Source organism: Rhizobium zaerense, from assembly GCF_051810725.1.
GTDB classification, from domain to species: Bacteria; Pseudomonadota; Alphaproteobacteria; order Rhizobiales; family Rhizobiaceae; genus Rhizobium; species Rhizobium leguminosarum_I.
The window spans coordinates 3,324,453-3,351,084 of record NZ_CM132690.1; the positions used below are offsets into that span (position 1 = coordinate 3,324,453).

Sequence of the window (26,632 nt, forward strand, 5' to 3'; positions counted from 1 at the left end):
AATATTTGCATGATTGGGTGGCGGCCTGAAAAACAAGCAGCCGACACATTTCAGAAAACGTCATTTATATTCAGCAACTTGCATGAGGGACACCAAACTGGCACGCAGTTTGCATTGCCTCTATTGCACCGGTCAATGGCGATCAGCGCAGAATGAGCGTGCGATAGACGCTCACGGAAGACACAGAGATTACTCTTCAGATTGAAGAGGTAGGTTTTAGCCTGAGCAATCTGGCGTAAGGATTGCGTCCAGGCAAATGGGCCAGAAGGCCACATATTCGGCGTCCAACGGCGGGCGCCACCAGCAAAGCCGCTGATCAGGATATTTCGCGCACCTCGTTTATGCGCGTCCTGACCAGCGGCTTTTTGTTTTAACCCTCAGCGATGGATCGGCACGACCTTGTCGGGCCCCGGAGAAGTTATGTCTGTCATCGAGAAAGCACAGCCCATGTCGGCCGGCGAACCAGCCAAAGCATTGTGGATCTCCACTGTAGCCTTCACCCTCTGTTTTGCCGTGTGGACGATCTTCGCGATCATCGGCATTCGCATCAAGCAGGATCTCGGGCTGAACGAGGCCGAGTTCGGATTGCTGGTCGGCACCCCCGTCCTTACCGGTTCGCTCGTGCGCATCGTTCTTGGCATCTGGACCGGGCGCTACGGCGGGCGTCTCGTTTACACGCTCACCATGCTGGCCGCCGCATTGGCGACCTTCCTGCTCTCCTACGCCCAGACCTATACGCAAATGTTGATCGCCGGGCTCGGCGTCGGCCTCGCCGGCGGCTCCTTTGCGGTCGGTGTCGCCTATGTCTCGCCTTTCTTCCCGGCGGAGAAGCAGGGAACCGCGCTCGGCATCTTCGGTGCCGGCAATGTCGGCGCGGCTGTGACCAAATTCGCCGCCCCCTTCGTGCTGCTCGCATGGGGCTGGCAGGCGGTTGCCGAGATCTGGGCCGTCTGTCTGGCACTGATGGCAATCGTCTTCTGGTTCACCACGACCGATGATCCGGCCTACCGTCTCCGCCGCGAACGCCGCGCCGCCAGCAAGAGTTTTGCCGAGGAATTCGCGCCGCTGCAGAACGTTCAGGTCTGGCGCTTTTCGCTCTACTATTTCTTCGCCTTCGGAGGCTTCGTCGCCCTGTCGCTGTGGCTGCCGCGCTACCTGGTCGGCGTCTATGGCTTCAACCTGGAAACTGCCGGCATGATCGCGGCCGCCTACTCCATCCCGGGCAGCATCTTCCGCGCCTTCGGCGGCGTACTGTCGGACAAGAAAGGCGCCCGCAGCGTGATGTACACGATGCTTGCCGTGTCGGCCGTCGCCACCCTCATTCTTTCGCTGCCGGCTGCCTCTGGGACCGGGACGGGTCCCGCGTTCGGCATCACCCCCGTCATCTTCATCGTCGTCATCTTCGTGCTCGGATTCTTCATGAGCCTCGGCAAGGCTGCCGTCTACAAGCACATTCCGGCCTACTACCCCGAAAACGTCGGCGCCGTCGGCGGCATCGTCGGGATGATGGGCGGCCTTGGCGGCTTCATCCTTCCGATCGCCTTCGGCCTCCTCAAGGACATGACCGGCCTTTGGTCCAGCTGTTTCCTGCTGCTCTTTGCAATCGTTGTGATCTCTCTCATCTGGATGCACCTGTCCGTCAAGCAACTGTCGCGCCAAGGGCACTCGGCGCCCGTGGCTGCAACCTGATCCAAGGACCTGGAAATATGACCGAAAAACTTGTCATCATCGGCAATGGCATGGCGCCCGGGCGCATGCTGGAGCACCTCTTCGAGCAGGCGCCGGGTCGCTATGAAGTTACGATCTTCAATGCCGAGCCGCGCGTCAACTACGACCGCATCATGCTGTCGCCGGTTCTCTCAGGAGAAAAGGACTACGAGCAGATCATCATTCACGGCGACGGCTGGTACATCAAGCATGGCATCATGCTCTACAAGGGCCACAAGATCGTCAACATCGATCGCGCCGCAAAGACCGTGACCTCCGACCACGGCGTCACCGAAAGCTACGACAAGCTGGTGATCGCAACCGGTTCCGTGCCCTTCATCATTCCTGTTCCCGGCAAGGATCTGCCCGGCGTCATCACCTACCGCGATCTCGACGACGTGCAAGCGATGCTGCTTGCCGCTCAGTCGCGCGAAAAGCTTGTCGTCATCGGCGGCGGCCTGCTTGGCCTCGAAGCAGCGGCCGGCCTTGCCCAGCGCGGCATGGACGTCACCGTGCTGCATGTCATGCCGACACTGATGGAGCGCCAGCTCGACCCCGCCGCCGGCTATCTGCTGCAGAAGGCCGTCGAGGAGCGCGGCATCAAGGTCATCTGCAAGGCCAATACCAAGGCGATCGTCGGGAATGGCAAGGTCGAAGGCATCGAACTTGACGACGGCCGCATCATCCCGGCAACGCTGGTCGTGATGGCCGTCGGCATTCGCCCCAGCGTCGGTCTGGCGAAAGACGCCGGCCTTGCCGTCAACCGCGGCATCGTCGTCGATTCCGGCATGCAGACCTCGGATGGCGATATTCTTGCACTCGGCGAGTGCGCCGAAGTCGGCGGCATGGTCTATGGCCTCGTTGCGCCGCTCTATGAAATGGCCCGTATCGCCGCCTCGCATCTCTCCGGCGATCGCTCGCCTGCCTTCGTTCATGCGGATACGCCGACCAAGCTCAAGGTCACCGGCATCGAGCTTTATTCACTCGGCGATTTCGCCGACGGCGACGACCGCGAGGAGATCGTGCTGCGCGATGCCAGCGCCGGCGTCTACAAGCGCTTGGTGCTGAAAGACAACAAGATCATCGGCACCGTGCTTTACGGCGAGACCGCCGACGGCGCCTGGTTCAATGACCTGAAAAAGAAGGCAACCGATATTTCGGAGATGCGCGAGACGCTGATCTTCGGACAGGCCTATCAGGGAGGGTCGCCGCTGGACCCTATGGCGGCCGTTGCAGCCTTGCCGGATGACGCGGAGATCTGTGGCTGCAACGGCGTATGCAAGGGCAAAATTACCTCGACGATATCAGGCAAGGGGCTAACGTCGCTCGACGACGTGCGCGCCCACACGAAGGCGTCCGCCTCGTGCGGCTCCTGCACCGGCCTCGTCGAACAACTCATGGCGCTGACGCTCGGCGACAGCTACAATCCGGCTGCGGTCCAGCCGATGTGCACCTGCACCGAACTCGGCCATGACGATGTTCGCCGGCTGATCAAAGCCAAGGGGCTGAAGAGCATTCCTGCCGTCATGCAGGAGCTCGAATGGAAGACCTCCTGCGGCTGCGCCAAATGTCGGCCGGCGCTCAACTATTACCTCGTTTGCGACTGGCCGGATGAATATGCCGATGACTACCAGTCGCGGTTCATCAATGAGCGCGTGCACGCCAACATCCAGAAGGACGGCACCTACTCCGTCGTTCCGCGCATGTGGGGCGGCGTCACCAATTCGAACGAGCTGCGCGCCATCGCCGATGTCGTCGACAAGTTCGAGATCCCAATGGTGAAGGTCACCGGCGGCCAGCGCATCGACCTGCTCGGCATCGAAAAGGAAGACCTACCCGCCGTCTGGGCCGACCTCGGCAAAGCCGGCTTCGTCTCCGGCCAGGCTTATGCCAAGGGTCTGCGCACCGTGAAGACCTGTGTCGGCTCGGACTGGTGTCGCTTCGGCACGCAGGATTCCACCGGCCTCGGTATCCGGATCGAAAGGTTCATGTGGGGCTCCTGGACGCCGGCCAAGCTGAAAATGGCCGTCTCCGGCTGCCCGCGCAACTGCGCGGAAGCAACCTGCAAGGACATCGGCGTGATCTGCGTGGATTCCGGCTTCGAGATCCATTTCGCCGGTGCGGCCGGCCTCGACATCAAGGGCACGGAGGTCCTTGGGCTTGTCCGAACCGAGGACGAGGCACTGGAGCATATCGTGGCCCTGACGCAGATGTACCGCGAGCAGGCCCGTTATCTCGAGCGCATCTACAAATGGGCAAAGCGCATCGGCCTGGAGGAAATTCGCCGCCACATCATGGGCGATGCCGAAAAGCGCAAAGCCTATTACGACCGCTTCGTCTTCTCCCAGAAATTTGCCCAGGTCGATCCCTGGTCGGAGCGTGTTTCCGGTAAGGACAAGCATGAGTTCAAGCCGATGGCGACAATCGGCTATCCCCAGGCTGCAGAATAAGGAGATGGACATGAACTGGCCCAATGAAAACTGGCATCGCAATCGGTGACATCTCCGACATCCCGCTGCGCGGGGCGCGCTGCGTGAAGACGCCGCAGGGCAAGATCGCCGTCTTCCGCACGGCCGAAAACGAGGTCTTCGCCATCGAGGATCATTGCCCGCACAAGGGCGGCCCGCTCTCCCAGGGCATCGTCCATGCCAAGTCAGTTACCTGCCCGCTGCACAACTGGGTGATCTCACTGGAAACCGGCAAAGCGCTCGGCGCCGACGAAGGCGAAGTCCGGACGATACCGGTGCTGAACGAAGACGGCAGGCTGTTCATCGCCGTGGAAAGCCTGATGATGGCGGCGGAATAGATGGCGGTTGAGGTCAAGACCACCTGTCCCTATTGCGGTGTCGGCTGCGGCGTTCTCGCCTCGGTCGACGAGGCAGGCGCAGTCAGCGTCAAAGGAGATTCGGAGCATCCGTCGAATTTCGGCCGGCTCTGCTCGAAGGGTTCAGCCCTCGCCGAAACCATCGATCTCGATGGCCGGCTTCTCCATCCCGAAATCGAAGGCGAACGGAGCGGCTGGGACGAGGCGCTTGATCTGGTCGCCCGCCGTTTTTCTGAAACGATCGCCGAACACGGGCCTGACGCCGTTGCCTTCTACGTCTCCGGCCAGTTGCTGACCGAGGATTACTATGTCGCCAACAAGCTGATGAAGGGCTTCATCGGCTCCGGCAATATCGACACCAATTCAAGGCTCTGCATGTCGTCTTCCGTGGCGGGGCATCGCCGCGCCTTTGGCGCCGATACGGTGCCCGGGACCTATGAGGATATCGAACTTGCGGATCTGGTGGTCCTGACCGGCTCCAACCTCGCCTGGTGTCATCCCGTCATCTACCAGCGGCTTGCCGCCGCAAAGACGGCACGGCCAAACATGCGGATCGTCGTCATCGATCCGCGCCGGACGATGACCTGCGATATCGCCGACCTGCATCTCGCCATCCGTCCGGACGGCGACGTTGCGCTGTTCATGGGACTGCTTGCCCATCTCGCGACCAGTCCGGCAATCGACCAGAATTATATCGGCGCTCATACCGAAGGTTTCGGCGACGCTTTTGCGGCCGCCGCCGCGCTTGATATCAACGATCTTCTGGAACGGACCGGCCTGCCGGCCATGCAGATCAGGGAGTTCTTCCGCCTGTTCGAGACGACGCCGAAGGTCGTGACCTGCTACAGCCAGGGCGTCAACCAATCCTCCTCCGGCACAGACAAGGTCAATGCCATCCTCAACTGCCACCTGGCGACCGGCCGCATCGGCCGCCCCGGCATGGGACCGTTTTCGCTGACCGGCCAGCCGAACGCCATGGGCGGGCGCGAGGTCGGCGGTCTTGCCAATATGCTTGCCGCCCATATGGCGATCGAGAATGCCGAAGACCGGGATCGCGTGCAGCGCTTCTGGAATTCGCCCGTCATCGCCGCGAAGCCCGGCCTGAAGGCGGTCGACATGTTCCAAGCCGTGGCCGACGGACGCATCAAGGCGCTCTGGATCATGGCGACCAATCCCGTCGTCTCGATGCCGGATGCCGACAGCGTCGAAAGCGCGATCGCCGCCTGTCCCTTCGTCGTCGTCTCCGACATCCTGAAAGAGACGGATACGACCCGGCACGCAGATGTGCTTCTGCCCTCACTCGGCTGGGGCGAGAAGGACGGTACCGTCACCAATTCCGAACGGCGCATTTCAAGGCAACGACCGTTTCTCGACATTCCCGGCGATGCAAGGGCCGACTGGTGGCAGCTTGCGGAAGTCGGACGCCGCATGGGATTTGCCGAGGCCTTCAATTTTGATGCGCCGGCCGCAATCTTCGACGAACACGCCGCGCTTTCCGCCTTCGAAAATAACGGCAGCCGCGATTTCGACATCGGCGCGCGCGCCGGCATGAGCGGCGGCGCCTATGACGAACTGTCGCCGTTCCAGTGGCCACAGGCGGCAGGGACAGAACCGAGCATCACCCGCTTCTTCGCCGAGGGCGGTTTCTTCCATCCCGATCGCAAGGCCCGCTTCGTCGCGGTCAAACCGCCCGCAACCGATCGCACCAATGCCGAGTACCCCTTCATACTGAATACCGGGCGCATCCGCGACCAGTGGCACACGATGACGCGAACCGGAAAGAGCGCGCGGCTTTCCGCCCATATCGCCGAACCCTTTGCCGAGATCCATCCGCGCGACGCGATCGAGACCGGTATATCAAGTGCGGGCCTCGTCGAAATCGACAGCCCGCACGGCAAGGTAATCGTCAGGGCGCTGGTCACCGATCGCCAGGCCCGCGGCGGCATCTTTGCGCCGATGCACTGGAACGACCAGTTCGCCGCAAGAGCACGGATCGACGCCGTGGTCGCGCCGGTAACGGACCCGATTTCCGGTCAACCGGCGTCGAAGAACGTTGCCGTCGCCGTCCGGCCGTTTCGCGCCACCCACTACGGTTTCGCCGTCTCCGCCACAAAACCTGCCACACCTGACGCCGCCTATTGGGCGCTGGCAAAAGCCGCCGGCGGCTGGCGGCTGGAGCTTGCCTTCGGCGAAAACGTCGAAGACTGGACGGCCTGGTGCCGCGCGGTTTTCGCCATTCCGGCCGAGATCGAACCGCTTGGTTATGCCGACCGGCGATCCGGCGACCTCAGGCTCGCCTTCTTCGATGGCGAGGTCCTGCTTGCGGCGCTATTTCTGGCACGCCAGCCCGTTGCCGTCGCGCGCAACTGGGCGATCTCGCAGCTCTCCGCCTCGCATGGCGACCTCAGGAAGCGCTTTGCGCTCGTTGCGGGTCGTCCCGGCGCAGGCAGGCCGGATCCAGGCGCCACCGTCTGCTCCTGCTTCAGTGTCGGGGTCAACCAGATCGCCGCTGCCGTGCGCGGCGGATGTCATAGCGTCGAGGCGGTCGGCAAGGAAACCAGCGCTGGAACCAATTGCGGCTCCTGCCGCAGCGAAATCGGCAGCATCATCGATCGCTGTCTTGCCGCAGCCGCGGAGTGAACCGCGCAAAAGCAAGCAGGACGCGATCGGGGCACCTTCAGGCCGCGTTCGGGACGATCAGCATCCTGTGATCGGAGGAGATGCGGACCGAGATCTCGTCATAGGATGAGAGGGTCGGGTGCGGCGTCTCCATTTTTTGGTGATGTGTTGCCGTGATGACCATGACATCGGCACCCGCCGCCTCGCCCGCGGTGATGCCGGCTGCGACATCCTCGAACACCAGGCAATCCTGCGTGCTGACGCCGAGGCGCTCGGCGCCCAGAATATAACATTGCGGGTCGGGTTTTCCGACCTTCACGTCCTCCGCCGTTACCATGAATCTCGGCACCGGCAGGCCTGCCGCCTCCAGCCGCCGGCGAGCAAGGCGCAACGGCGAGGAGGTGACGATCGCCCAGCGATCCGGGGGCAGCGAGCTCAGGAACGTCGCGGCGCCGGGAATGGCCACGACGTCGCTGACATCGGCGATTTCGGCCTCGGTCACCAGCTTCGATTCATGTTCGGGATCAACTCCCGGCAGGTTCAGCCGGGCGATCGTGTCAATGCCGCGCGATCCATGCATCTTGGGCAAAAAGGTGGCGACGTCGAGCCCATGACGCCTTGCCCAGTCGCTCCAAACGCGATCGGCTGCAAGGATCGAATTGAGGATAGTGCCGTCCATATCGAACAGGAAGGCGGCATAGGGCTTCTCGAAGCCGCGGGGCATCGGCATAGGCAAAAGGCTGAATCCTTCAGGGAAAGAGTCGGATGGTGGTCGCTATCGCGATCAAACGGCAAATCATTGGGTTTTGCAAGCTTTCGGGAATGGCGGTGACGCCTCACGACCGCCTTTGCCTAGAAAGCCGCAGTACCGGAGGTGATGATCAAGTCGCAGGAAAGCCGGAGGCCGATCGGGTCGTTGCACAGGTCATCGGCAGCCCCGGCGAGTTCCAGTGCGGCCGAAGCATCGGCGCGCAGGTAGGCCTGCGTAGCCGGATCGACGCGCATCGGAGCCGCAGTCCAGAGCAAGGGACGGCTGACGTCGATCGCTGAAATTTTAGCCTTGTCATTCCTGACGGCGTAGGAGGAGACCGCAATGCCAGTCATCGTCAACGTGAGTGCAAGTACGATCTGGAAACCGAGATCTGCGGCTTCGCGAAAGGAGATGAACATAGCGGCCTCATGCCACGGTTTTTTAGTATCTCCGCATGCAAGTAAGACATGCGCTGGCGCCGATCCAGCGACATCGCCCGTTAAGGTTTACGCATAACCATGCTGGAATGCCGCGAGGCTTGAATGCAGGTTTTTTCGGAACAATGATTCCATCAGGCAGTTACCCCTGGGTCATCCAAGATGAAAATCCAAGGAGGATATCCCATGTCTAAGTCCCTTATCGCCGCTTCGCTGCTTGCGATCGGCATGGCGTCGTCAGCCTTTGCCCAGTCGAACCCCGATCCAATCGGGCCGACGAATGGCGGCTCGACCGATCCGAGATCGGGTACCTATTCATCCGACTACACCAACGATGACAACGGCTTTCGTCCGGTACCTGTCTCGCCGGTCGATCCAACGACGACACAGAGCATTGGACGACCGCAGACGATGGAATGCCCCGGCATGCCGCAACAGATGTCCGGTGTCGACACGCGCGGCGGCCAGAGCGGCGCATCGATCAGCGAAGCCTGCCGCGAATACGACAACTAAGCGACAGACTGCTGCTCTCAGAAAAGGCCGGTTCACGCCGGCCTTTTTCATGTCGCCGACACCCGCCGGAGGAAACGAGGCCGGCCTCCGTGCCCGCAATGTCGATGTGCGCCAGGTCGTATTCTCGCGCCGTTGATCATTCCGCCGCATGCGGTGTCACCGGATGGTGACCCGCCAATGGCGGCCGCTCCCGCCAGCCGGTCACGCGGTTCACCAGCGTGAAATAAGCGCCATAGGGGAGCAGGCGTGCGAGCTTGAGCATGGTGGTGAAGCGCTTCGGAAACGTGATCTCGAAGGCCTGAGATTTCAACCCGGCGGCAATCTCCCGGGCGGCCTCCTCCACCGATACCAGAGCCGGCATCGGAAAGGCATTTTTACGCGTCGCCGGCGTATCGATGAAGCCCGGACTGACGAGCTGGATGCGGATGCCCATCTTGTCGAGATCGAATTTCAGGCTTTCGGCCATGTTGATCAGCGCCGCCTTGGTCGCGCCATAGGCGGCCCCCGTCGGCAAGCCGCCATAGCCGGTGACGGAGGAAACGATGGCGATCTGTCCCTGCCCTTTCGCCTTCATATGGCGGATCGCCGGCAGCAGGCAGTTGACGACGCCGGAGAGGTTGACGGCAAAGCTCTTCTCGAAATCGGCGCGGTTCAGATCCTCGGCATGAACAGGCAGGTAGACGTCGGCATTGAGGATCGCCATGGCGAGCGTGCCGTGCTCGTATTCGATCGAGGCCATGACATGTTCCATGTCCTCGGCATCGGTGACGTCGCCGTCGAGCACAATGATACTGCCCGAAAGGCCATTGGCCTCGGCTTGCAGTTCGACCAGCTTTTCGTGGCTTCTGGCGGTGACGGCGACTTTGTATCCTTCGCCGGCGAGCTTTAACGCAAGCGCCCTGCCGATGCCTGAACTTGCGCCCGAAAGCCAGACGATTCCATGTTCGGGATGGGCAATGAAATCACGCATGACATGTTCCTCCGGGCTGCCTGATCAATGCGAAAACAGGTCCGGAAGTTCCTCAACCCCTCCGGATTTACGGCTCTATCACATCATTGTGGCTGCTTTCAGCCGATCAGGTCGCCGATCATCTGACGAAAGGATCCGGTGAGCTTGACCGGTCCGTCCGAGACCGCAAAGGCGATGCACGGCCTGTCCTTTTCGGCAATCGGCCGGTGGTCGACCATCTCGTCGGCGATGGAGATGTCGCCGGGACCGAAATGGCCGCGTTCATCGTTGAAGGCGCCGTCGAGAATAAGGATCAGTTCCATGCCTTTATGGGTGTGCGCCGGCAAGGCGCGGCCAGGCCGGATCCACATCAGGCTGACCTCGCAGCCGTCCATGTCGAGCGAATATTCCTTAAAACCGGGCAACCGCCGGCGCCAGGGCACATCCTCGGCCTCGAAACCCAAGAGGGCGCGCAACGCTTGCGGAAACAACGCGTTTTCCGGTCGCGCGGCCGTCCGTGGCGCCGGGATGGAAGACGCAGAGGAAAAGATCGCCGCAAGCCGCCCGTCGCGATCGGCAATGGCGGCTTCGGGCGCGTTTTCCAGAGCTTCGCCTGCCAGCAGCTCGAGGCTGTTCACCAGGCTGCGATTGTCCGGTTTCATTTCGAGATGAGCCTGGACCAGCACACGCGCCGGCTCGGGCAAGGAGCCGGCAACATAATGCGCCATCAATGCATCAATCGTGTCGATTTGCTCGTGAACCATGTCGGTTTCGGTCACGCCCTGTTGCCGCGCTCCGTTTTCGCTTTGTCGTCATCCGTACGGGGAAAGTCAATCTTCGGATCACCCCTCACACGACGGGATTGCGGGCTGTGCGTCATTTCGGGGGAGGAAAGCAAATTTTATCGTGTCCGCCAGAGGCGTGGAATAGCATTTCTTGCCAACTCAGCCTTGTGAAGGGAAAAGACCGTTCCTAAAGTAAGAGTTCGAATAGAGGCAGATTCCATGACCTTCCACCCTTCCGTCCTCGAAGCCATCGGCAACACGCCCCTGATCAAACTCAAGGGCGCCTCAGAGATGACCGGCTGCACCATTCTCGGCAAGGCGGAGTTCCTGAACCCCGGCCAGTCGGTAAAGGATCGCGCCGCGCTCTACATCATCCGCGACGCAGAGCGGAAGGGATTGCTTCGCCCGGGCGGCGTCATCGTCGAGGGTACGGCCGGCAATACCGGCATCGGGCTGACGTTGGTCGCCAAGGCGCTCGGTTATCGCACCGTCATCGTCATCCCGGAAACGCAGAGCCAGGAAAAGAAAGACGCCCTGAAGCTGCTCGGCGCCGAACTCGTCGAAGTGCCCGCCGTTCCCTACAAGAACCCGAACAACTACGTGAAGGTATCCGGGCGGCTGGCAGAGCAGCTGGCGAAGACCGAGCCGAACGGGGCGATCTGGGCAAACCAGTTCGACAACGTCGCCAACCGTCAGGCGCATGTCGAAACGACCGCCAAGGAAATCTGGAAAGACACCGACGGCAAGGTCGACGGCTTCATCTGCTCCGTCGGCTCCGGCGGCACGCTGGCAGGAGTGGCTGCCGGCCTCAAGGCTTTCAAGGCAGACGTCAAAATCGGCATCGCCGATCCCGACGGCGCCGCACTCTACGAATTCTATCAGAACGGCGCGCTGAAATCCGAGGGATCCTCGATCACCGAGGGCATCGGCCAGGGTCGCATCACCGCCAATCTCGAGGGTTTCACGCCTGACTATGCCTACCGGATCCCGGATGCCGAAGCGCTTCCCTATCTCTTCGACCTCGTCGAGAACGAGGGCCTCTGCCTCGGCGGCTCGACAGCGATCAACATTGCCGGTGCGGTCAATCTCGCCCGGGATCTCGGACCTGGTCACACGGTGGTGACGATCCTCTGCGATTACGGCAACCGCTATCAGTCAAAACTCTTTAACCCGGATTTCCTGAGGTCGAAGGGACTGCCCGTTCCGGGCTGGATGGCCAAGTCGCCCGATATCCACGTTCCCTACGAGCCCGTGTGAGACCCCATGCCCGTCAATGCCCTCTACCGCGACGACTTCTATCTCTCGACGTGCGAGGCGATCGTCACCGCCGTTCACGAAGACGGGGGCATCGAACTGGACCAGACCTGCTTCTATGCGACATCGGGCGGCCAACCTGGCGACACCGGCCTGCTCGAACGGGCCGACGGCACCAAGATCGCGCTCGGCCAGACGAAGCATGGTCCAAGCAAAGATGTCATCATCCATGTGCCACTCAAAAACGAGCTGCGGCCCGTGGTCGGCGAGGCGCTGGTGCTGCACGTCGACTGGCCGCGCCGCTACAGGCTGATGCGCATGCACACGGCCTGCCACCTGCTTTCCGTCGTCTGCTCCTATCCGATCACCGGGGCTGCTGTCGGCGAGGAGGAAAGCCGCGTCGACTTCGACATGATCGAGACGATCGACAAGGACGCGGTGACGGCCAAGCTGATGGAACTGGTCGAGCAGAACCATCCGGTCACTCTGCAATGGATCACCGACGAGGAGCTTGTGGCCAATCCCGACATCGTCAAATCGAAGAACGTGCGCCCGCCGATGGGCCTTGGGCGCGTCAGCCTCGTCTGCATCGGCGAGAACTCCTCGATTGACAGCCAACCCTGCGGCGGCACACATGTTTCCGAGACTCAGGAAGTCGGCCAGATCCATATCGCCAAAATCGAGAAGAAGGGCAAAGAGAACCGGCGCTTCCGCATCCGCTTCGGCACGCCCGGCGACGAAGCCTGACCATCAAGGGAGACCATCATGAGTGAGACCAAGAGCCGTTTCGTCGTTTCGGCCGACTGGCTGCAGTCCGAGCTCGGCAAAGCCGACCTGCGCGTGCTGGACGCCTCCTTCTATCTGCCGGCGCAGAAGCGCGATGCCGATGCCGAATATGCGGCCGGCCATATTCCCGGCGCCATCCGCTTCGATCAGGACAAGATCGCCGACCATTCCACATCGCTGCCGCACACGATCCCCTCGCCCGATTATTTCGCCGCCGAAGTCGGCCGGCTCGGCATCAGCGAGAATGATCGGATCGTCGTCTATGACGGTATCGGCCTGTTCGCCTCGCCGCGCGTCTGGTGGCTGTTCCGGGTGATGGGCGCGAAAAACGTCTTCGTGCTCGATGGCGGTCTCGACGGATGGAAGGCCGAGGGCCGTCCGCTGGAAACCGCAGCACCCAATCTTGCATCGGCGACCTTTACGCCGAATTTCGACGAAAGCCGCGTGGTGACGCTCGATAGGATGCGCGATATCGTCTCCAGCGGCGCGATGCAGATCGCCGATGCCCGCAGCACCGGCCGCTTCGCCGCCGTCGAACCCGAGCCGCGCGCCGGCATGCGTTCCGGTCATATGCCCGGCGCCCGCAGCCTGCCCTCCGGCGTCTTTGCCAGCCAGGGCCGTTTCAAGTCGCTGCCCGAACTCAAGCAGACGATCGAGGATTCCGGCATCGATCTTTCCAAGCCCGTAGTCACCTCCTGCGGCTCGGGAATCACCGCCGCAATCATCACGCTGGCGCTGGAATCGCTCGGCCATCACGATAACAAGCTTTATGACGGCTCGTGGAGCGAATGGGGCAGCCGTGACGATACGCCCATCGTCACCGGTCCGCCGACGCCGGTCAAAGCCTGATCGCCATGGGGAAGACACCCGCTTCGCTGAAAGCTCACATCACCCGGCTCGAAATGACGGCGCCGCCGAAGGCGAGCATGCCGGTGCCCGTCAATATCCAGACGGCGATCATGCGCGCTCCCGAGATCCCATTGCCCTTCTACCGGTATCTCTACCGGCAGGTGGGTGCGCGATGGCAATGGGTGGATCGGTTGCGCATGAGCGACGAGCAGCTTGCCGAGACACTGAACGACAAGCGCAACAATATCAGCGTTCTCTACGTGAACGGCGCGCCCGCCGGCTTCTACGAATATTTCTGCGAAGACGAGGATATGATCGAGCTCAGCCATTTCGGGCTGATCGAACATGCGCTCGGTCTGGGCATCGGCAAATGGTTCCTGCTGCAGGCGCTCTATGCCATCTGGTCGCTCAATCCGAAGCGGGTCACCACCACCACCAACAATCTCGACCATCCGCGCGCGCTGCAGCTCTACCAGATGTACGGCTTCTCCCCCGTCTCGACCGGCACCGGCATCGTCCGGCCTCTCAGCGACAAGGAACTTCTGGAGATTGCGCGGAAAAGCTGACGGCTTCTTTCCCGACGTAAGTGGAGACGACTAACGCTGCGTCAGGCTGTTCGGGCGGCGCGGGTCGCTGCGGCGCTCGAAATCGAGCGTGCGGCCGACTGTTCCTTCAGTTCCGCCACGTCCCGCCGCAGAGCCCTGAGCTCTTCCAGTATTTCCGCATTCTGTTGCGCCAGCAGCGCGAGATCGACGTCGGCCAAGGGGCTTCTCCTTTCGCCTGCAGCGTTCGGACAGAAGATACCCGGATTTTCGCTCTTCGGCGATCTCATATCGAGAAGCAGGCAAGAATCGGGTGGCTCGCGCGCTCGTCCAAGTGCATTTCATGGCAATACAAAGGAGATCTATCATGACCGCCATTCGTTTTGTTGCCATGCCGACGACCGACGCCGAACGCCTCTGGAGCGGCGGCCGCGACGCCTATGACAGGCTGCCCGAGACGATCGTCTCCGATGGTCCCGGTCATCCCTGCCGCCATTGCCTTCAGAATATCGATGCCGGCGAGGAGTTGCTGGTCTTCGCCTACCGGCCCTTCCCGGAGCTGCAGCCCTATGCCGAAACCGGCCCGGTCTTCCTGCACAAGCAGCGTTGCGCACGCTACGGCGCCGAAGAGATCATACCGCCGGTGTTGACGACGAGCCGCGACTTCATCGTCCGCGGCTATAGCGAGAACGACCGCATCGTCTACGGCACCGGCGCGGTGACTGAGATCGGCGATATTCCAGCCTATGGCGAGGAGCTGCTGGCCCGGCCTGATATCGCCTATGTGCATGTGCGCTCTGCACGCAACAACTGTTTCCAGTGCCGGATCGACAAGGAAAAGGCGCCGGCCCTAGCGGAGAACGGCGCCTTCTGACCTATAGCCAGGTACTTACGCTACGTTCAGCACGCTCTCCGGCGCGAAGGCCTCGTAGCCTAGCGCGTCGGCGACCGGCTTGCTGGTGATGCGGCCCCTATGGACGTTGAGGCCGTTCCTCAGATGCTTGTCTTCGGCGATGGCGCGCAGACCGCGATCGGCAAGCGCCAGGCCATGAACCAATGTGGCATTGTTCAGCGCGTGCGCCGAGGTGACCGGTACAGCACCCGGCATGTTGGCGACGCAATAATGCACGACGCCGTCGACTTCGTAAGTCGGATCGGAATGGGTCGTCGCATGCGAGGTCTCGAAGCAGCCGCCCTGGTCGATGGCGACGTCGACGATGACGGAGCCCTTCTTCATGCCGGAAAGCATCTCGCGGGTGACGAGCTTCGGAGCGGCAGCGCCTGGAATCAGCACGGCGCCGATAATGAGATCGGCCGAGAAGACTTCCTCCTCCAGCGCCTGGATGCTGGAATAACGCGTGTGGATGCGGCCTGCGAAGATATCGTCGAGCTGGCGCAGCCGCGGCAGCGACTTGTCGAGGATGCTGACATCGGCTCCGAGGCCGGCGGCCATCCTGGCCGCATGCAAGCCGACGACGCCGCCGCCGATGACCGCGACCTTGGCCGGCAACACGCCGGGTACGCCGCCGAGCAGGACGCCGAGGCCACCATTGGCCTTCTGCAGCGCGGTCGCTCCCGCCTGGATCGACAGGCGTCCGGCGACCTCCGACATCGGCGCCAGCAACGGCAGGCCGCCGCGCTCGTCAGTCACCGTCTCATAGGCGATCGCGGTGACGCCGGAGGCGATGAGACCCTTGGTCTGTTCGGGATCCGGCGCCAAATGCAGATAGGTGTAGAGAAGCTGGCCGTCACGGAGCTGCGCCCATTCGCCAGGCTGCGGCTCCTTCACCTTGACGATCATGTCGCACTTTTCGAAGATATCCTTGGCGGAGGCGGCGATCTTCGCGCCGGCCGCGGCATAGGCAGCATCATCAGCGCCGATACCGACGCCTGCCTTGGTCTCCACCCAGACCTCGTGGCCGTGGGCAACATATTCTCGCACCGAAGCCGGCGTCAGGCCGACGCGATATTCATGATTCTTGATTTCCTTCGGGCAACCGACACGCATGCGCGTTCCTCTCATTTTATCTCCGCGGCCGCGGATTTTTTCAGATGAGGAATCCAACCATCAAGACAGTGAAATGTCCTTGCAAAGACGATTTGCGAAGGCGCGATTTTTCGGCGATTATTGCATTCATCCTATCTTTTTTCGAAGGTTCTTCGAATGGCTGATCTCGACACCATCGATCTTGCGATTCTGCGGGCATTGCAGACCAATGCCCGCATCACCAATGCCGAGCTTGCCGAAAGGATCGGATTGTCACCTTCGGCCTGTTCGCGCCGGCTCGACATCTTGGAAAGAAGCGGCGTCATCGGCGGCTACCATGCGCGGCTTTCACACAAGGCGCTCGACTACAAGATGATCGCCATCGTGCATATCTCGCTCTCCGGCCAGTTCGCCAAGACGCTGGCGGAATTCGAGGCAGCAGTGAAGCTCTGCCCGAACGTGCTCGTCTGTTACCTGATGTCGGGCGAATACGACTATATCTTGCGCGTCGCCGCCCGCGACCTTGAGGACTATGAGCGGATCCACCGCGACTGGCTGTCGGCCCTGCCCCACGTCGTCAAGATCAATTCCAGCTTCGCGCTCAGAGAAATCATCGACAAGCCGAATGTCGGGCTTTGAGGCCTTGCATCTTCGCCGAAAGCCTGCCCAGACTTTTCACGCTCGCGGGCGTTTCCCGCTCATTGGCACGTCATGACTTCGAAGACCCAAGGCTATATTTTCGTTCTGCTGGCGCTCACCATCTTTTCACTGCAGGACGCCATCTCGAAACATCTGGCGACGGCCTATCCGCCGATCTTCGTGACGATGATCCGCTATTGGGCCTTTGCGTTTTTCACGATCATCCTCGCTTCGAAGATGCGCGGCGGTATCAGGGCGACGGCCCGCACCAAACGCCCCTTCCTGCAGGTGACGCGCGGCGTTCTGCTTGCAGTCCAGGTGGTTCTCGCCATCACCTGCTTTGCCGTAATCGGCCTTGCCCGTTCACAAGCGATCTTTTCCGCGACGCCGATCCTGATCGCGCTGCTGGCGATGCCGATCCTCGGCGAGCGGGTCGGCTGGCGGCGGTGGTCAGCGATCGGCGCCGGACTGTTCGGGGTGCTGCTGATCCTGAAGCCGGAAGGCGAATTTTTCGACGTGAAGCTGCTTCTCGCCGTCATTTCCTGCTTCAACTTCGCCTTCTACGTCATCGCCACCCGTCTGGTCAGCCGCGACGATTCGTCGATGACCAGCTTCTTCTATACCGGCGTCGTCGGCGGCGTCACGATGACGCTGGTCGGACCGTTCTACTGGAGCTGGATGGCGCCGGGCGACTGGGGCTGGATGGCGCTCGTCTGCATTACCAGCATTTCCAGCCATTATTTCCTGATCCGCGCCTACGATGTTCTCGATGCCGCCGCCGTCCAGCCGCTGACCTATCTGTCACTTGTCTACGCTTCTATCTTCGGCATGGTGATCTATGGCGAAACGCTCAGCTTCAACATGATCGTCGGCTCGGCGATCGTGGTCGCCGCCGGCATCTTTACGGTCTGGCGCGAACATGTGGTGGGACGCAGAGCCCCGGCTGCCAATTGACGTTTCACTGCAATTTTAGCCAAGCCCCTAAAACCATTTCAATTTTCCGGCGCTATGCTCCCCGGCAATACCAAGGGAGACAGTATGACCCGCAACTTGAAAATCACGGCCCGGAAGGCCGACCGGAAAAACTGCCGCGTGTTCGGCCAGGTCAAATACCTGAACAGCCAGGTGGATGCCCGCATCCTCAACCTATCGCCTACCGGTGCGGCCCTGGAGATGAAGGGGCCGCTCCACGCCGCTTCCGGCAGCAAGGTGCGCATCGAGGCCGACAACCTCGGGCTGCTCGAAGGCATCATCCGCTGGAAGCACAATGGCCGCGTCGGCATCCAGTTCGACGTGAATTCGAATGCGCGGGCGCAGATCTCCTCATATTTCCGCTTTTTCCATAAGGAGATGCGGCCGGTATTGGCAGTACGCCCGCTGGTTAGAACCGCCGTCAACGTCGAGCGGACGCCTCAGTCAACAACATCGACGCCAAACTCGTAAGGTTGCCCGGCCTTTGCGTCCAAGGAGCGGCTGAGATGCTCCAGCGGCTGCGGTTGACACTGACGCCGAGGATGACCTCGCCTTGCGTTTGCGGCAGCCTGACGCCGGGTGACTGCACCATAAATTGCATTTTGGAGCCATGATGCTTTTCCGGCGGATTGTTTTGACGTCCTGTCATTTTCGCAGTGTACTCCTCGCCAAATCGTCCTAACTCTGACGGGCCGGACGATGCATCATCTTTAAAGGAGAGTTTCCATGTCTTCCATTTTCGATGTTGGCGTGATGAGCCGCCGTTCCCTGCTCGGCGGCCTCGCCGCCACTTCCGCCCTGGTGCTGCTGCACCCTTTCAGCGCCCGCGCCAGCGCCAACCAGGCGCATCTGAGGCTCATGGAAACGACCGACATTCACGTCAACGTCTTCCCCTATGACTATTATGCCGACAAGCCGAACGACACGATGGGCCTGTCGCGCACCGGGACGATCATCGACACGATCCGTGCAGAGGCCGTCAACTCGCTGCTGATCGACAATGGCGACGTGCTGCAGGGCAATCCAATGGGTGACTACATGGCCTATCAGCACGGCATGAAGGACGGCGACGTCCATCCGGTGATCAAGGCGATGAACACACTCGGCTATACTGTGGGCACGCTCGGCAATCATGAGTTCAACTACGGCCTCGACTTCATGTTCAAGGTCCTAGCAGGCGCGAACTTCCCCTTCGTCTGCGCCAACCTGACCAAGGGTCAGCTCGCCTCGGACCCGAAGCAGGACGATCTCTTCTTCAAGCCCTACATCATTCTGGAAAAGCAGATCAAAGACGGCGCCGGCAATGAGAGCCCCGTCAAGATCGGCTTCATCGGCTTCGTACCGCCGCAGATCATGCTCTGGGACATCAAGAACCTCGAAGGCAAGGCGCAGACGCGTGATATCGTCGAGGCCGCCAAGGCCTGGGTTCCGGCCATGAAGGAAGCCGGCGCCGATATCGTCATTGCGCTCTCGCATTCCGGCATCGACGGCAGCGCACCGTCCGAAAGGATGGAGAACGCCTCGCTGCATCTCGCCGCCGTCGACGGGATCGACGCGATCTTCACCGGCCACCAGCATCTCGTCTTCCCCGGCCCGAAGAGCTGGGACGGCGTGGCCAATGCCGACCCCGTCAAGGGCACGCTGCACGGCAAGCCCGCCGTGATGGCCGGCTTCTGGGGCTCGCATCTCGGTCTTATTGACCTGCTGCTCGAAAAGGACGGCAACAGCTGGAAGATCGTCGATTTCACCTCGGAAGCACGGCCGATCTATCATCGCGACGACAAGAAGAAGGTGGTTGCCGACTACGCCGACAAGAAGGACGTGATCGAAGCCGCCAAGGCCGAGCACGAGGCGACACTTGCCTATGTCCGCACCCCGGTCGGCAAGACGTCCGCGCCGCTCTATTCCTATTTCGCGCTGGTTGCCGACGATCCCTCAGTGCAGGTCGTCAGCCAGGCCCAGACCTGGTACATCAAGCAAATGCTCGCCGATACCGAGTTCAAGGACCTGCCGGTGCTTTCGGCGGCGGCCCCCTTCAAGGCCGGCGGTCGCGGTGGCGCCGACTATTACACCGACGTTCCGGCCGGCGACATCGCCATCAAGAACGTCGCCGACCTCTATCTCTACCCGAACACGGTGCAGGCCGTTGCCGTCACCGGCGCCCAGGTGAAGAACTGGCTCGAAATGTCGGCCGGCATGTTCAATCACATCGAGGCCGGCTCGAAGGATGCGGCGCTTCTCAACACCGATTTCCCGTCCTACAATTTCGACGTGATCGACGGCGTCACCTACCAGATCGACCTGTCGCAGCCGCCGAAATATGATTCATCAGGCAAACCGATCCATCCGGACGCCAACCGCATCCAGAACCTCGCCTTCAACGGCAAGCCGATCGATCCGGCTCAGAAGTTCGTCGTCGTCTCGAACAACTACCGCGCCGCCGGCGGCGGCAATTTCCCTGAGATCAAGGCGGACAAGGTAATCTTCCAGGCGCCTGATACCAACCGCGACGTCATCGTCCGCTATATCCATGATCAGGGCACGATCAATCCGTCGGCCGACGCAAACTGGACCTTCAAGCCGCTCCCGGGTACGACCGCAACCTTCGAAAGCGGCCCGAAGGCGAAGCAGTTCCTCGCCGAGGTCAAAAGCGTGAAGATCGAGGATGCCGGCGAAGGGGCCGACGGTTTCTCGAAGTTCAGGCTGGTTCTTTAGAGCAATTTCCAGGAAAAGCGGAACCGCTCTAAATTGCGGAAGACAATATCAGCGAAGGCGCGGCACCCGCGCCTTCGTCATTCTGCCGCAAGCGGCGTAGCGGGTTCAGACAGTTCCGCCATCCGAGCATGGAAATCGGCCTGGCTCGGGCAGGCGGAAAGCCGCGTGCGAAATGCGTCGATCATCCAGGTGGCGGCTGGTCCGGGCGGGTTGGCGAGTTGGCGCACCGAATATATCGGATACTCCCCCTGTTCGTAGGCATCCAGATCGAGATGGACGAGCGTGCCACTGACGAGATCGTCATGGATCACAGAAGCCGGAAGGCCGCCCCAGCCAAGGCCGGCCTTGATGAGCTGGTGCTTCGTTGCAATATCGCTGACGCGCCATGTCTTGTAGGACAGAACGTTGAAATCGCGCCCCTTCGTCCGGCCCGACGCATCGGTGACGACGAGTTGCACTTCCTCGCGCACGTCGCCCAGCGTCAGCGGCCGACCGATCCCGGCAAGCGGGTGGTTGCGCGCGGCAACGGGCAACATGAAGGAATGACCGATCCGTTCCGTGACGATCAGATCGTCCTGCTTGACGACCGCGCCACCAATTCCGACGGTCGCCTTGCCGCTCAGGACGAGATCCATGACCATTCCGAGCTCGCCGACGTTGAGGCTCAACGAAACGGATGGAAACATCTCGCGAAATTCGCGCAGAACCTCCACCAGGGCTCGCGAAGGCACCATGACGCTGATGGCGACGGAAACCTCCGCTTCGAGCCCTTCCCTCAGGCTTTTGACGCGCGCCCGCATAAGCTGCAGGTCGCCGAGAATGCGCCGCGCATCCTCCAGCATCGCCTTGCCCGCCTCCGTCAGCTTTGGCTGGCGTGCGCCGAAGCGCTCGAAAAGCGGCACTTCGAGCTGCGCTTCGAGATTGGCGATCGTATAGCTCACGACTGACTGTGCACGGTTCAGCGCCCGCGAGGCGGCCGAAAAGCTGCCGGTCTCGGCAACGGTCAAAAACACCTGCAATTGGTCCAGAGTCGGGTTCGGCAGCATCTTCTATCCATTCCATCGATAGTTTCGATCGACATTATCACCGTTTTTTCGATAGCAGGCCAGACCTATTTTCCTCATCGAGACTGCGGCTCACCTCCCAGCAAGGGGCCGTCAAATCCCATTCGAAAGGAAATGCACCATGTCGTCCATCCTTCTTCTGACGTCCAGCCCGCGTGCCGAATCGCTCTCGACGCCGATCGCCGTCGATCTCGCCGAAAAGCTGAAAAGCCAGAACCCGGGCAGCGTCGTCGTTCGCCGCGACCTTGCCGCCAACCCGCTGCCGCACATCGATGACCTCTTCACCGGCGCGATCCGCAAGCCAGCCGAGGCCCGCACCGCTGAGGAAGCCGCGGCCGTCAAGACCTCCGACGAGCTTGTCAACGAACTGCTCGCCGCCGACAAGATCGTCATCAGCACCGGCCTCATCAATTTCAACATCTATTCGTCGCTGAAGACCTGGATCGACAACGTCGCTCGCGCCGGCCTGACCTTCAAGTACACCGAAAGCGGCCCGGTCGGCCTCGCAACCGGCAAGAAGGTCTATGTGGTGCTCGCCTCGGGTGGCGTCTACTCGCAGGGCCCGGCCGCCGCCTTGAACCATGCCGTGCCGTACCTGAAGTCGGTTCTCGGCTTCCTCGGCATCAGCGATATCGAGACCATCTATGTCGAAGGCCTGGCCTTCGGTCCGGAAGCTGCCGAAAAGGCCATCGACGCCGCCAAGTCGCGCGTCCAGGAAATCGCACTGGCCGCCTGATCGGCTCGTCGACGCTCGATGGAACGGCCGGCTTCTGCCGGCCGTTTTTCATTTGTTGATATCGGCGGCGAGACCTCGGACCTCGCCAGGTTTCCGGCCGAGAGTTCTTCATCGGACGAAATCCCGGCAAGGCCGACGCCGCCGGCCATCATCGCGAAGGCCATGATCGCCTTGCGACGTCTTTCTCCTTCGTCCGCTCCCGCAGCCTTGCTCGCCAGTGACGCGAAATTACGCCTAAGGCCCGTCGCTATTGTCTCCTACGGACGCTTTCTTTCGTTCTAACTGAGTTTCACCACACCGGAGCGGCCGACGACGCAGTTGCGGCCGCTCTTCTTGGCGGCGTAGAGCCTGCCGTCGGCAGCCGTCAGCACGGCGGTGAAATCGATGCCGTCCTCGTCGGCAGTCGCAACGCCGATGCTGACCGTGATCGGCCTGTCATCCGGCGTCTTGACGCTGGTTGCGATCGTCCAGCGCAGCCGCTCGGCAAGCAGCAGACCTTCTTCGTGATCGGTGCCTGGACAGACGGCCACGAACTCCTCGCCGCCGAAGCGGAAGACACGATCACTCGAGCGCAACGTCGTGCCCAATCGGGCGGCGATCGCCTTCAGCACCTCGTCGCCCTGGAGATGGCCGTAGCCGTCATTGACATCCTTGAAGTGATCGGCGTCGATAATGAGGACGGTGGCGAATGACCCCTGCTTCAGTGCCTCGAGCAGCATCAGCGGCGCTTCCATTTCCATGCGCGTCCGATCATAGACGCCAGTGAGCATGTCGCGGCCGGTGCGCTCCAGAAGATCGTTGTAACGCTCGCGGAACGTCAGGTCGCCGAACACGTCGCTGATGGAGCGTGCGGACCCGCCCGCACCGACGCGGCGAATACGATATTCATAGAACGCGAACATCGCCGCGTAGAGGCAGACGGCAAGCATTTTCGCCTTCCATCCGCCCCAGAATGCGGCGATCGGCACATCCAGGAAGTAATGCAGTGCGGCGAAGAAGCCGATCTGGTCGAAGGTCAGCAGCACGAAGCCCGAAATCAGGAAGCGCAGGACGACGCGGCGGCGAAAGAAATCGCCGAGTTTTTCGTAAAGCAGGATGATGCCGAGCGAATCGACATAGAGCAGTGCCGTGCCCCAGACCATCAGCCAGCCCATCTCCTTGAGGAAATCGACGTCGGGTGTGTGGTTGGCCGATATCTGCAGCGGCTGGTGCAACTGAAGCACCCAGGCAATAGCAACGGTGAGCAGGTTGCCGAGGAACAGGCCGTAGATCGGTTGGCGCACCGTCGCGGCATCTTCCTGCAGGTAAAGCATCAGGATCATCATCAGCTTGCCGGAGAAGAAGATGGATGAGCCCGGCGACACATCCCCGAACGGCAGCGAGACGTAGAAGACCGCCGCCAGATAGGTCTCCATGAAATGCATGACGCCCAGCGCCGTCAGGAAAACCCCGAGACCAAGCCGATGACGGAAATGCAGAAGCGTCACCATCAGCACGAAATAGGCAATGGCTTCGACGACGAAGAGAACGAGGTTGAGTGTCTCCATCATGAGACCTCGGCTCCGGACGCTCGGCCTCCGGCTGGCGCGGCGATCACGACAGCGAATCTTCTGGTCAATCGTCCGAAACAGTCAAACACGGGGGGTGTCCTGCAAATTCTGCAGGCGATACCTTTCACCGCAATCCTTTAAGATTGCGTGAGTGAGAAGGCGCTCGCTGGAGCGCACACCGGTCATACACAGGAATAGTTGCAGCCGGTATTTAGGAGCTATGCCCGGATCCTGATTCAGACCTGACGAAGCTTCTCGCCGTCACCAAAGAGCGACGAACCATGCTGATCGATGATCTGCTGCGCCTTGCGCACCGTGCATTCGATCGCATCATCGGAGGAGGAAAACAGATCGGCGCGGATGAAATTGCGCACCAGCACCTCGTCGCCGACCTTCTTTTCGATGCGGCCGGCAAGGCGATACTGGCCACCTTCCTTACGCGGCTCGGCATAGATCGTGCAGTCGCCGTAAAGCTGCGGCTCGCCCGAAGGACCTGCCGCCTCCGTCGCCGGTTTGCCGCCGCCGGAGAACATCGAAAAGATATTTGAAATGAACGAAGCCATGCTCCGCCTTTAGCACGGCGATATCGCTGTCGCCAAGTCAAATGATCAGGTTGGCGAGGATCTCGTTTTCGGTGATATCCTCGTAACCCATGCCGGCTGCTTCGAAATTTCCGATCAGCCGGGCGAAATTCTCAGGCGCTTTGGTTTCGATGCCGATCAGGATGGAACCGAAGTTGCGCGCCGATTTCTTTAGATATTCGAAGCGGGCGATATCGTCGTCGGGGCCGAGCAGATTGAGGAAATCCCGGAGCGCACCAGGGCGCTGGGCGAGCCGCAGGATGAAGTATTTCTTCAGCCCTGCGTAACGCATGGCTCTTTCCTTTACGTCAGGCAGACGCTCGAAATCGAAATTGCCGCCGGAGACGACGGCAACGATGGTCTTGCCGCGGATCGCTTGGCCGTCCATCGCGGCGATCGCCGTCAGCGACAGGGCGCCGGCCGGCTCCAGCACGACGCCCTCGACATTCAGCATCTCCTGAATGGTGACGCAGATGGCGTTCTCCGGCATGAGTTGCACCTGGTCGGCCGGAAAATCGCGAAGAGCGGCGAAATTCAGGTCGCCGATGCGCGCCACAGCAGCGCCATCGACGAAATTGTCGACCTTGGGAAGCGTCGTCACCTTGCCCGCCTCGATGCTGCGCTTGAGGCTCGGCGCGCCGGCCGGCTCAGTGAAGACGAAAGCCGATTTCGGCACGGTGCCGTCGAGATAGCCGGTGATGCCGGCGGCAAGTCCGCCGCCGCCAACCGGCAGGACGACCATGTCGGGCACCGTTCCTTCCGGCAGCTGCTGCATGATTTCGGCGGCGACGGTCGCCTGCCCCTCGATGATGTCGGCGTGGTCGAAGGGCGGCACCATGACTCCACCGACCGCCTCCACGTGTTCGCGGGCGGCTTGGTAGCATTGGTCGAAGAAGTCGCCGAACAGCCGGATGGTGATGAATTCGGCGCCGAACATACGGGTCTTGTCGATCTTCTGCTGCGGTGTCGTCACCGGCATGAAGACGACGCCCGGCACGCCGAAATGGCGGCAGACGAAGGCAAAGCCCTGGGCGTGATTGCCAGCCGAGGCGCAGACGAAGGTCTTGCCGGCAGCACCCTGCCCGATCGCCTTGCGGAAGAAATTGAAGGCGCCGCGGATCTTGTAGGAGCGCACCGGCGACAGGTCCTCGCGCTTCAGCCAGATATCGGCCCCATAGCGGGCCGAAAGGTGATCATTGAGCTGCAGCGGCGTTGCCGGAAAAAGGCTGCGCATCGCCTCTTCGGCGCTTTCGACATCAAGTCTCGTCACGGGCGTGGTCCATTCTCTCAACTAGCCACCGCCGCTATTGCACAGGCCGGCCGGCAAAAGAAAGCCCGTTTCGGCCGTTTCCGGTTCGCTCCCATACCGGTTCGCTCCGAGGAAGGCTTTCTTAAGCCAATCGCGAAATTGGCGGCACATGAACTGATTTTAACTGTCAATGAAAAGGGCGGCCACTTATATGAAGTCATGATGATCTTTAAATTCGCAAAACCGCTCGCCTGGCTGCTGCTCGCCTTCATCATCTTCGTCACGGTTTCGCCGATCGGAGAGAGGCCGAATACAGTCACGATGGTCGATGTTGACCGCGCGGTTGCCTATCTACTTCTCGGCCTCGCCTTCGCGCTTGCCTATCCGAAACAATGGAAAACGGTGGCCGTGCTGCTGATCGTCGGCGCATTCGCCATCGAAGGGCTACAATATTTCGCGCCGACCCGCCATCCGCGCCTGCATGACGCGAGCGTCAAGGCGATGGGTACAGCCCTCGGGCTGCTTGCCGGCTGGGTGATCAACAAATGGCGCGATACGAAGGCGCCAAACGCCCTTCCGTTCGCAGAACGCTGATTATCTCGAATTAGAAATCGCCCAACTGCACGGCCCAGAAGAACAGTGGTATCGCGGCCAGTGCAGTTCCGAGAACAAGCGCGACACTGGTCTTGAAGACCCGGATGCGCCTAGTTCTTGCTCCACTCCAATCGTAAACCATCGTCTTACTCCCACAAGACAACACTTACTCAACCGCCGCGGCGCAATCCTTGCACCGAAAATGTCATATGCAAGCAATAGAGCGCTTTTATCCACAATATACACGCATAATACAAGCATATTCGAACGGGATTATGAAGGTGGTGCGGGCGACGGGGATCGAACCCGTACAGCCAAGGCCGAGGGATTTTAAGTCCCTTGCGTCTACCAGTTTCGCCACGCCCGCTTGCGGCGTTTTCAATATCTTGCGTCATGGGCGATGGGAAGAGCCGCAAGCCGTAAAAATCATGCTTGTTTTGGCCAGTTGCACCGCCGATTGATCCGTCACACATTTTCGGCCCAAAAGCCGCGGCCGATCAAGGGGCACTCGGTCTGTCGCGAGAGAAAC

At 61.1% G+C, this 26,632-nt stretch carries 25 protein-coding genes, 1 tRNA gene and 2 pseudogenes; 16 read left to right on the plus strand and 12 right to left on the minus strand.

Annotated features, from left to right (window positions below):
• Positions 1 to 420: 420 nt before the first annotated feature.
• Genes ACS4RR_RS16165 through ACS4RR_RS16180 form a run of 4 tightly spaced genes read left to right on the plus strand, consistent with a single transcriptional unit; the run spans position 421 to position 7,171 of the window.
• Complete coding sequence (locus tag ACS4RR_RS16165) at positions 421 to 1,689, plus strand: MFS transporter (protein WP_260110704.1); 1,269 nt, start codon at positions 421 to 423, stop codon at positions 1,687 to 1,689.
• Positions 1,690 to 1,706: 17 nt separating this feature from the next.
• Positions 1,707 to 4,157 carry a nitrite reductase large subunit NirB gene (gene nirB / locus ACS4RR_RS16170; protein WP_456189019.1) on the plus strand — a complete coding sequence of 817 codons (2,451 nt, stop codon included), beginning with the start codon at positions 1,707 to 1,709 and terminating at the stop codon, positions 4,155 to 4,157.
• A 23-nt stretch (positions 4,158 to 4,180) separates the two neighbouring features.
• Positions 4,181 to 4,513, plus strand: a complete 333-nt coding sequence (gene nirD / locus ACS4RR_RS16175) for a nitrite reductase small subunit NirD (protein WP_456189020.1) — start codon at positions 4,181 to 4,183, stop codon at positions 4,511 to 4,513.
• Positions 4,514 to 7,171, plus strand: coding sequence for a nitrate reductase (locus ACS4RR_RS16180; protein WP_456189021.1), 2,658 nt, complete (start codon positions 4,514 to 4,516; stop codon positions 7,169 to 7,171).
• 37 nt (positions 7,172 to 7,208) lie between these two features.
• Here the strand turns inward: ACS4RR_RS16180 and ACS4RR_RS16185 are convergent, their stop codons facing one another.
• Complete coding sequence (locus ACS4RR_RS16185) at positions 7,209 to 7,886, minus strand: HAD family hydrolase (protein WP_456189022.1); 678 nt, start codon at positions 7,884 to 7,886, stop codon at positions 7,209 to 7,211.
• Between the two features lie 116 nt (positions 7,887 to 8,002).
• Complete coding sequence (locus ACS4RR_RS16190; protein ID WP_456189023.1) at positions 8,003 to 8,320, minus strand: hypothetical protein; 318 nt, start codon at positions 8,318 to 8,320, stop codon at positions 8,003 to 8,005.
• A 204-nt stretch (positions 8,321 to 8,524) separates the two neighbouring features.
• Between ACS4RR_RS16190 and ACS4RR_RS16195 the strand changes: the two genes are divergently transcribed.
• A complete protein-coding gene (locus tag ACS4RR_RS16195) occupies positions 8,525 to 8,851 on the plus strand; it encodes a hypothetical protein (protein WP_170261348.1) in 327 nt (108 codons plus the stop codon).
• 136 nt (positions 8,852 to 8,987) lie between these two features.
• Here ACS4RR_RS16195 and ACS4RR_RS16200 read toward each other — a convergent pair whose 3' ends face one another.
• Both ACS4RR_RS16200 and ACS4RR_RS16205 read right to left on the minus strand, forming a co-directional pair.
• Entirely contained in the window at positions 8,988 to 9,821 is an 834-nt protein-coding gene (locus ACS4RR_RS16200) for an SDR family NAD(P)-dependent oxidoreductase (RefSeq protein WP_162118430.1), read from the minus strand.
• A gap of 98 nt (positions 9,822 to 9,919) precedes the next feature.
• The gene (locus ACS4RR_RS16205) at positions 9,920 to 10,579 is read right to left on the minus strand and encodes a ChrR family anti-sigma-E factor (RefSeq protein ID WP_222383781.1); all 660 of its coding nucleotides are present in this window, start codon (positions 10,577 to 10,579) and stop codon (positions 9,920 to 9,922) included.
• 225 nt (positions 10,580 to 10,804) lie between these two features.
• Between ACS4RR_RS16205 and ACS4RR_RS16210 the strand changes: the two genes are divergently transcribed.
• Genes ACS4RR_RS16210 through ACS4RR_RS16225 form a run of 4 tightly spaced genes read left to right on the plus strand, consistent with a single transcriptional unit; the run spans position 10,805 to position 14,040 of the window.
• Entirely contained in the window at positions 10,805 to 11,842 is a 1,038-nt protein-coding gene (locus ACS4RR_RS16210; RefSeq protein WP_222281114.1) for a cysteine synthase A, read from the plus strand.
• Positions 11,843 to 11,848: 6 nt separating this feature from the next.
• A complete protein-coding gene (locus tag ACS4RR_RS16215) occupies positions 11,849 to 12,586 on the plus strand; it encodes an alanyl-tRNA editing protein (RefSeq protein WP_222383780.1) in 738 nt (245 codons plus the stop codon).
• A gap of 18 nt (positions 12,587 to 12,604) precedes the next feature.
• Positions 12,605 to 13,474, plus strand: coding sequence for a 3-mercaptopyruvate sulfurtransferase (gene sseA / locus ACS4RR_RS16220; RefSeq protein WP_222290516.1), 870 nt, complete (start codon positions 12,605 to 12,607; stop codon positions 13,472 to 13,474).
• Between the two features lie 5 nt (positions 13,475 to 13,479).
• Positions 13,480 to 14,040 (plus strand): GNAT family N-acetyltransferase, encoded by a 561-nt coding sequence (locus ACS4RR_RS16225; RefSeq protein WP_017963991.1) that lies wholly within the window; start codon positions 13,480 to 13,482, stop codon positions 14,038 to 14,040.
• A 30-nt stretch (positions 14,041 to 14,070) separates the two neighbouring features.
• Here ACS4RR_RS16225 and ACS4RR_RS16230 read toward each other — a convergent pair.
• Positions 14,071 to 14,306, minus strand: a pseudogene (locus tag ACS4RR_RS16230) (hypothetical protein).
• Positions 14,307 to 14,383: 77 nt separating this feature from the next.
• Between ACS4RR_RS16230 and ACS4RR_RS16235 the strand changes: the two are divergent.
• Complete coding sequence (locus ACS4RR_RS16235; protein ID WP_260110699.1) at positions 14,384 to 14,890, plus strand: DUF1203 domain-containing protein; 507 nt, start codon at positions 14,384 to 14,386, stop codon at positions 14,888 to 14,890.
• Between the two features lie 15 nt (positions 14,891 to 14,905).
• On the opposite strand, the gene ald is transcribed toward ACS4RR_RS16235, so the two are convergent.
• A complete protein-coding gene (ald, locus tag ACS4RR_RS16240) occupies positions 14,906 to 16,024 on the minus strand; it encodes an alanine dehydrogenase (RefSeq protein WP_222383986.1) in 1,119 nt (372 codons plus the stop codon).
• Positions 16,025 to 16,180: 156 nt separating this feature from the next.
• Here ald and ACS4RR_RS16245 point away from each other — a divergent pair, with 156 nt between their 5' ends.
• The 4 genes from ACS4RR_RS16245 to ACS4RR_RS16260 all read left to right on the plus strand — a co-directional run bounded on the left by ACS4RR_RS16245 (position 16,181) and on the right by ACS4RR_RS16260 (position 20,329).
• Positions 16,181 to 16,642 carry an Lrp/AsnC family transcriptional regulator gene (locus ACS4RR_RS16245; RefSeq protein ID WP_017963987.1) on the plus strand — a complete coding sequence of 154 codons (462 nt, stop codon included), beginning with the start codon at positions 16,181 to 16,183 and terminating at the stop codon, positions 16,640 to 16,642.
• Positions 16,643 to 16,714: 72 nt separating this feature from the next.
• Positions 16,715 to 17,596 (plus strand): DMT family transporter, encoded by an 882-nt coding sequence (locus tag ACS4RR_RS16250; RefSeq protein ID WP_222383777.1) that lies wholly within the window; start codon positions 16,715 to 16,717, stop codon positions 17,594 to 17,596.
• Positions 17,597 to 17,680: 84 nt separating this feature from the next.
• A complete protein-coding gene (locus ACS4RR_RS16255) occupies positions 17,681 to 18,085 on the plus strand; it encodes a PilZ domain-containing protein (RefSeq protein ID WP_222383776.1) in 405 nt (134 codons plus the stop codon).
• Between the two features lie 255 nt (positions 18,086 to 18,340).
• Complete coding sequence (locus ACS4RR_RS16260) at positions 18,341 to 20,329, plus strand: bifunctional 2',3'-cyclic-nucleotide 2'-phosphodiesterase/3'-nucleotidase (RefSeq protein ID WP_260110698.1); 1,989 nt, start codon at positions 18,341 to 18,343, stop codon at positions 20,327 to 20,329.
• Between the two features lie 77 nt (positions 20,330 to 20,406).
• Here the strand turns inward: ACS4RR_RS16260 and ACS4RR_RS16265 are convergent, their stop codons facing one another.
• Positions 20,407 to 21,375, minus strand: coding sequence for a LysR family transcriptional regulator (locus tag ACS4RR_RS16265; RefSeq protein ID WP_456189024.1), 969 nt, complete (start codon positions 21,373 to 21,375; stop codon positions 20,407 to 20,409).
• A gap of 139 nt (positions 21,376 to 21,514) precedes the next feature.
• On the opposite strand from ACS4RR_RS16265, the gene ACS4RR_RS16270 reads away from it, so the two are divergent.
• On the plus strand, positions 21,515 to 22,129 hold the full coding sequence (locus tag ACS4RR_RS16270; protein WP_162118421.1) for an FMN-dependent NADH-azoreductase: 615 nt from the start codon (positions 21,515 to 21,517) through the stop codon (positions 22,127 to 22,129).
• Between the two features lie 48 nt (positions 22,130 to 22,177).
• On the opposite strand, the pseudogene ACS4RR_RS16275 reads toward ACS4RR_RS16270, so the two are convergent.
• From ACS4RR_RS16275 to ilvA, 4 genes and pseudogenes are all read right to left on the minus strand, one after another.
• Positions 22,178 to 22,368: pseudogene (locus tag ACS4RR_RS16275) on the minus strand (TetR/AcrR family transcriptional regulator); the annotation flags it as partial.
• Between the two features lie 39 nt (positions 22,369 to 22,407).
• The gene (locus ACS4RR_RS16280) at positions 22,408 to 23,679 is read right to left on the minus strand and encodes a GGDEF domain-containing protein (RefSeq protein WP_017963981.1); all 1,272 of its coding nucleotides are present in this window, start codon (positions 23,677 to 23,679) and stop codon (positions 22,408 to 22,410) included.
• 236 nt (positions 23,680 to 23,915) lie between these two features.
• Positions 23,916 to 24,242 carry an HlyU family transcriptional regulator gene (locus tag ACS4RR_RS16285; RefSeq protein ID WP_260110696.1) on the minus strand — a complete coding sequence of 109 codons (327 nt, stop codon included), beginning with the start codon at positions 24,240 to 24,242 and terminating at the stop codon, positions 23,916 to 23,918.
• 37 nt (positions 24,243 to 24,279) lie between these two features.
• Positions 24,280 to 25,530: a threonine ammonia-lyase gene (gene ilvA / locus ACS4RR_RS16290; RefSeq protein ID WP_456189025.1), complete on the minus strand. Its 1,251-nt coding sequence runs from the start codon at positions 25,528 to 25,530 to the stop codon at positions 24,280 to 24,282.
• A 138-nt stretch (positions 25,531 to 25,668) separates the two neighbouring features.
• On the opposite strand from ilvA, the gene ACS4RR_RS16295 reads away from it, so the two are divergent.
• Positions 25,669 to 26,103, plus strand: coding sequence for a VanZ family protein (locus ACS4RR_RS16295; protein WP_170261336.1), 435 nt, complete (start codon positions 25,669 to 25,671; stop codon positions 26,101 to 26,103).
• Between the two features lie 282 nt (positions 26,104 to 26,385).
• Here the strand turns inward: ACS4RR_RS16295 and ACS4RR_RS16300 are convergent.
• Positions 26,386 to 26,470 (minus strand) — tRNA-Leu (locus ACS4RR_RS16300).
• Between the last annotated feature and the right edge of the window lie 162 nt (positions 26,471 to 26,632).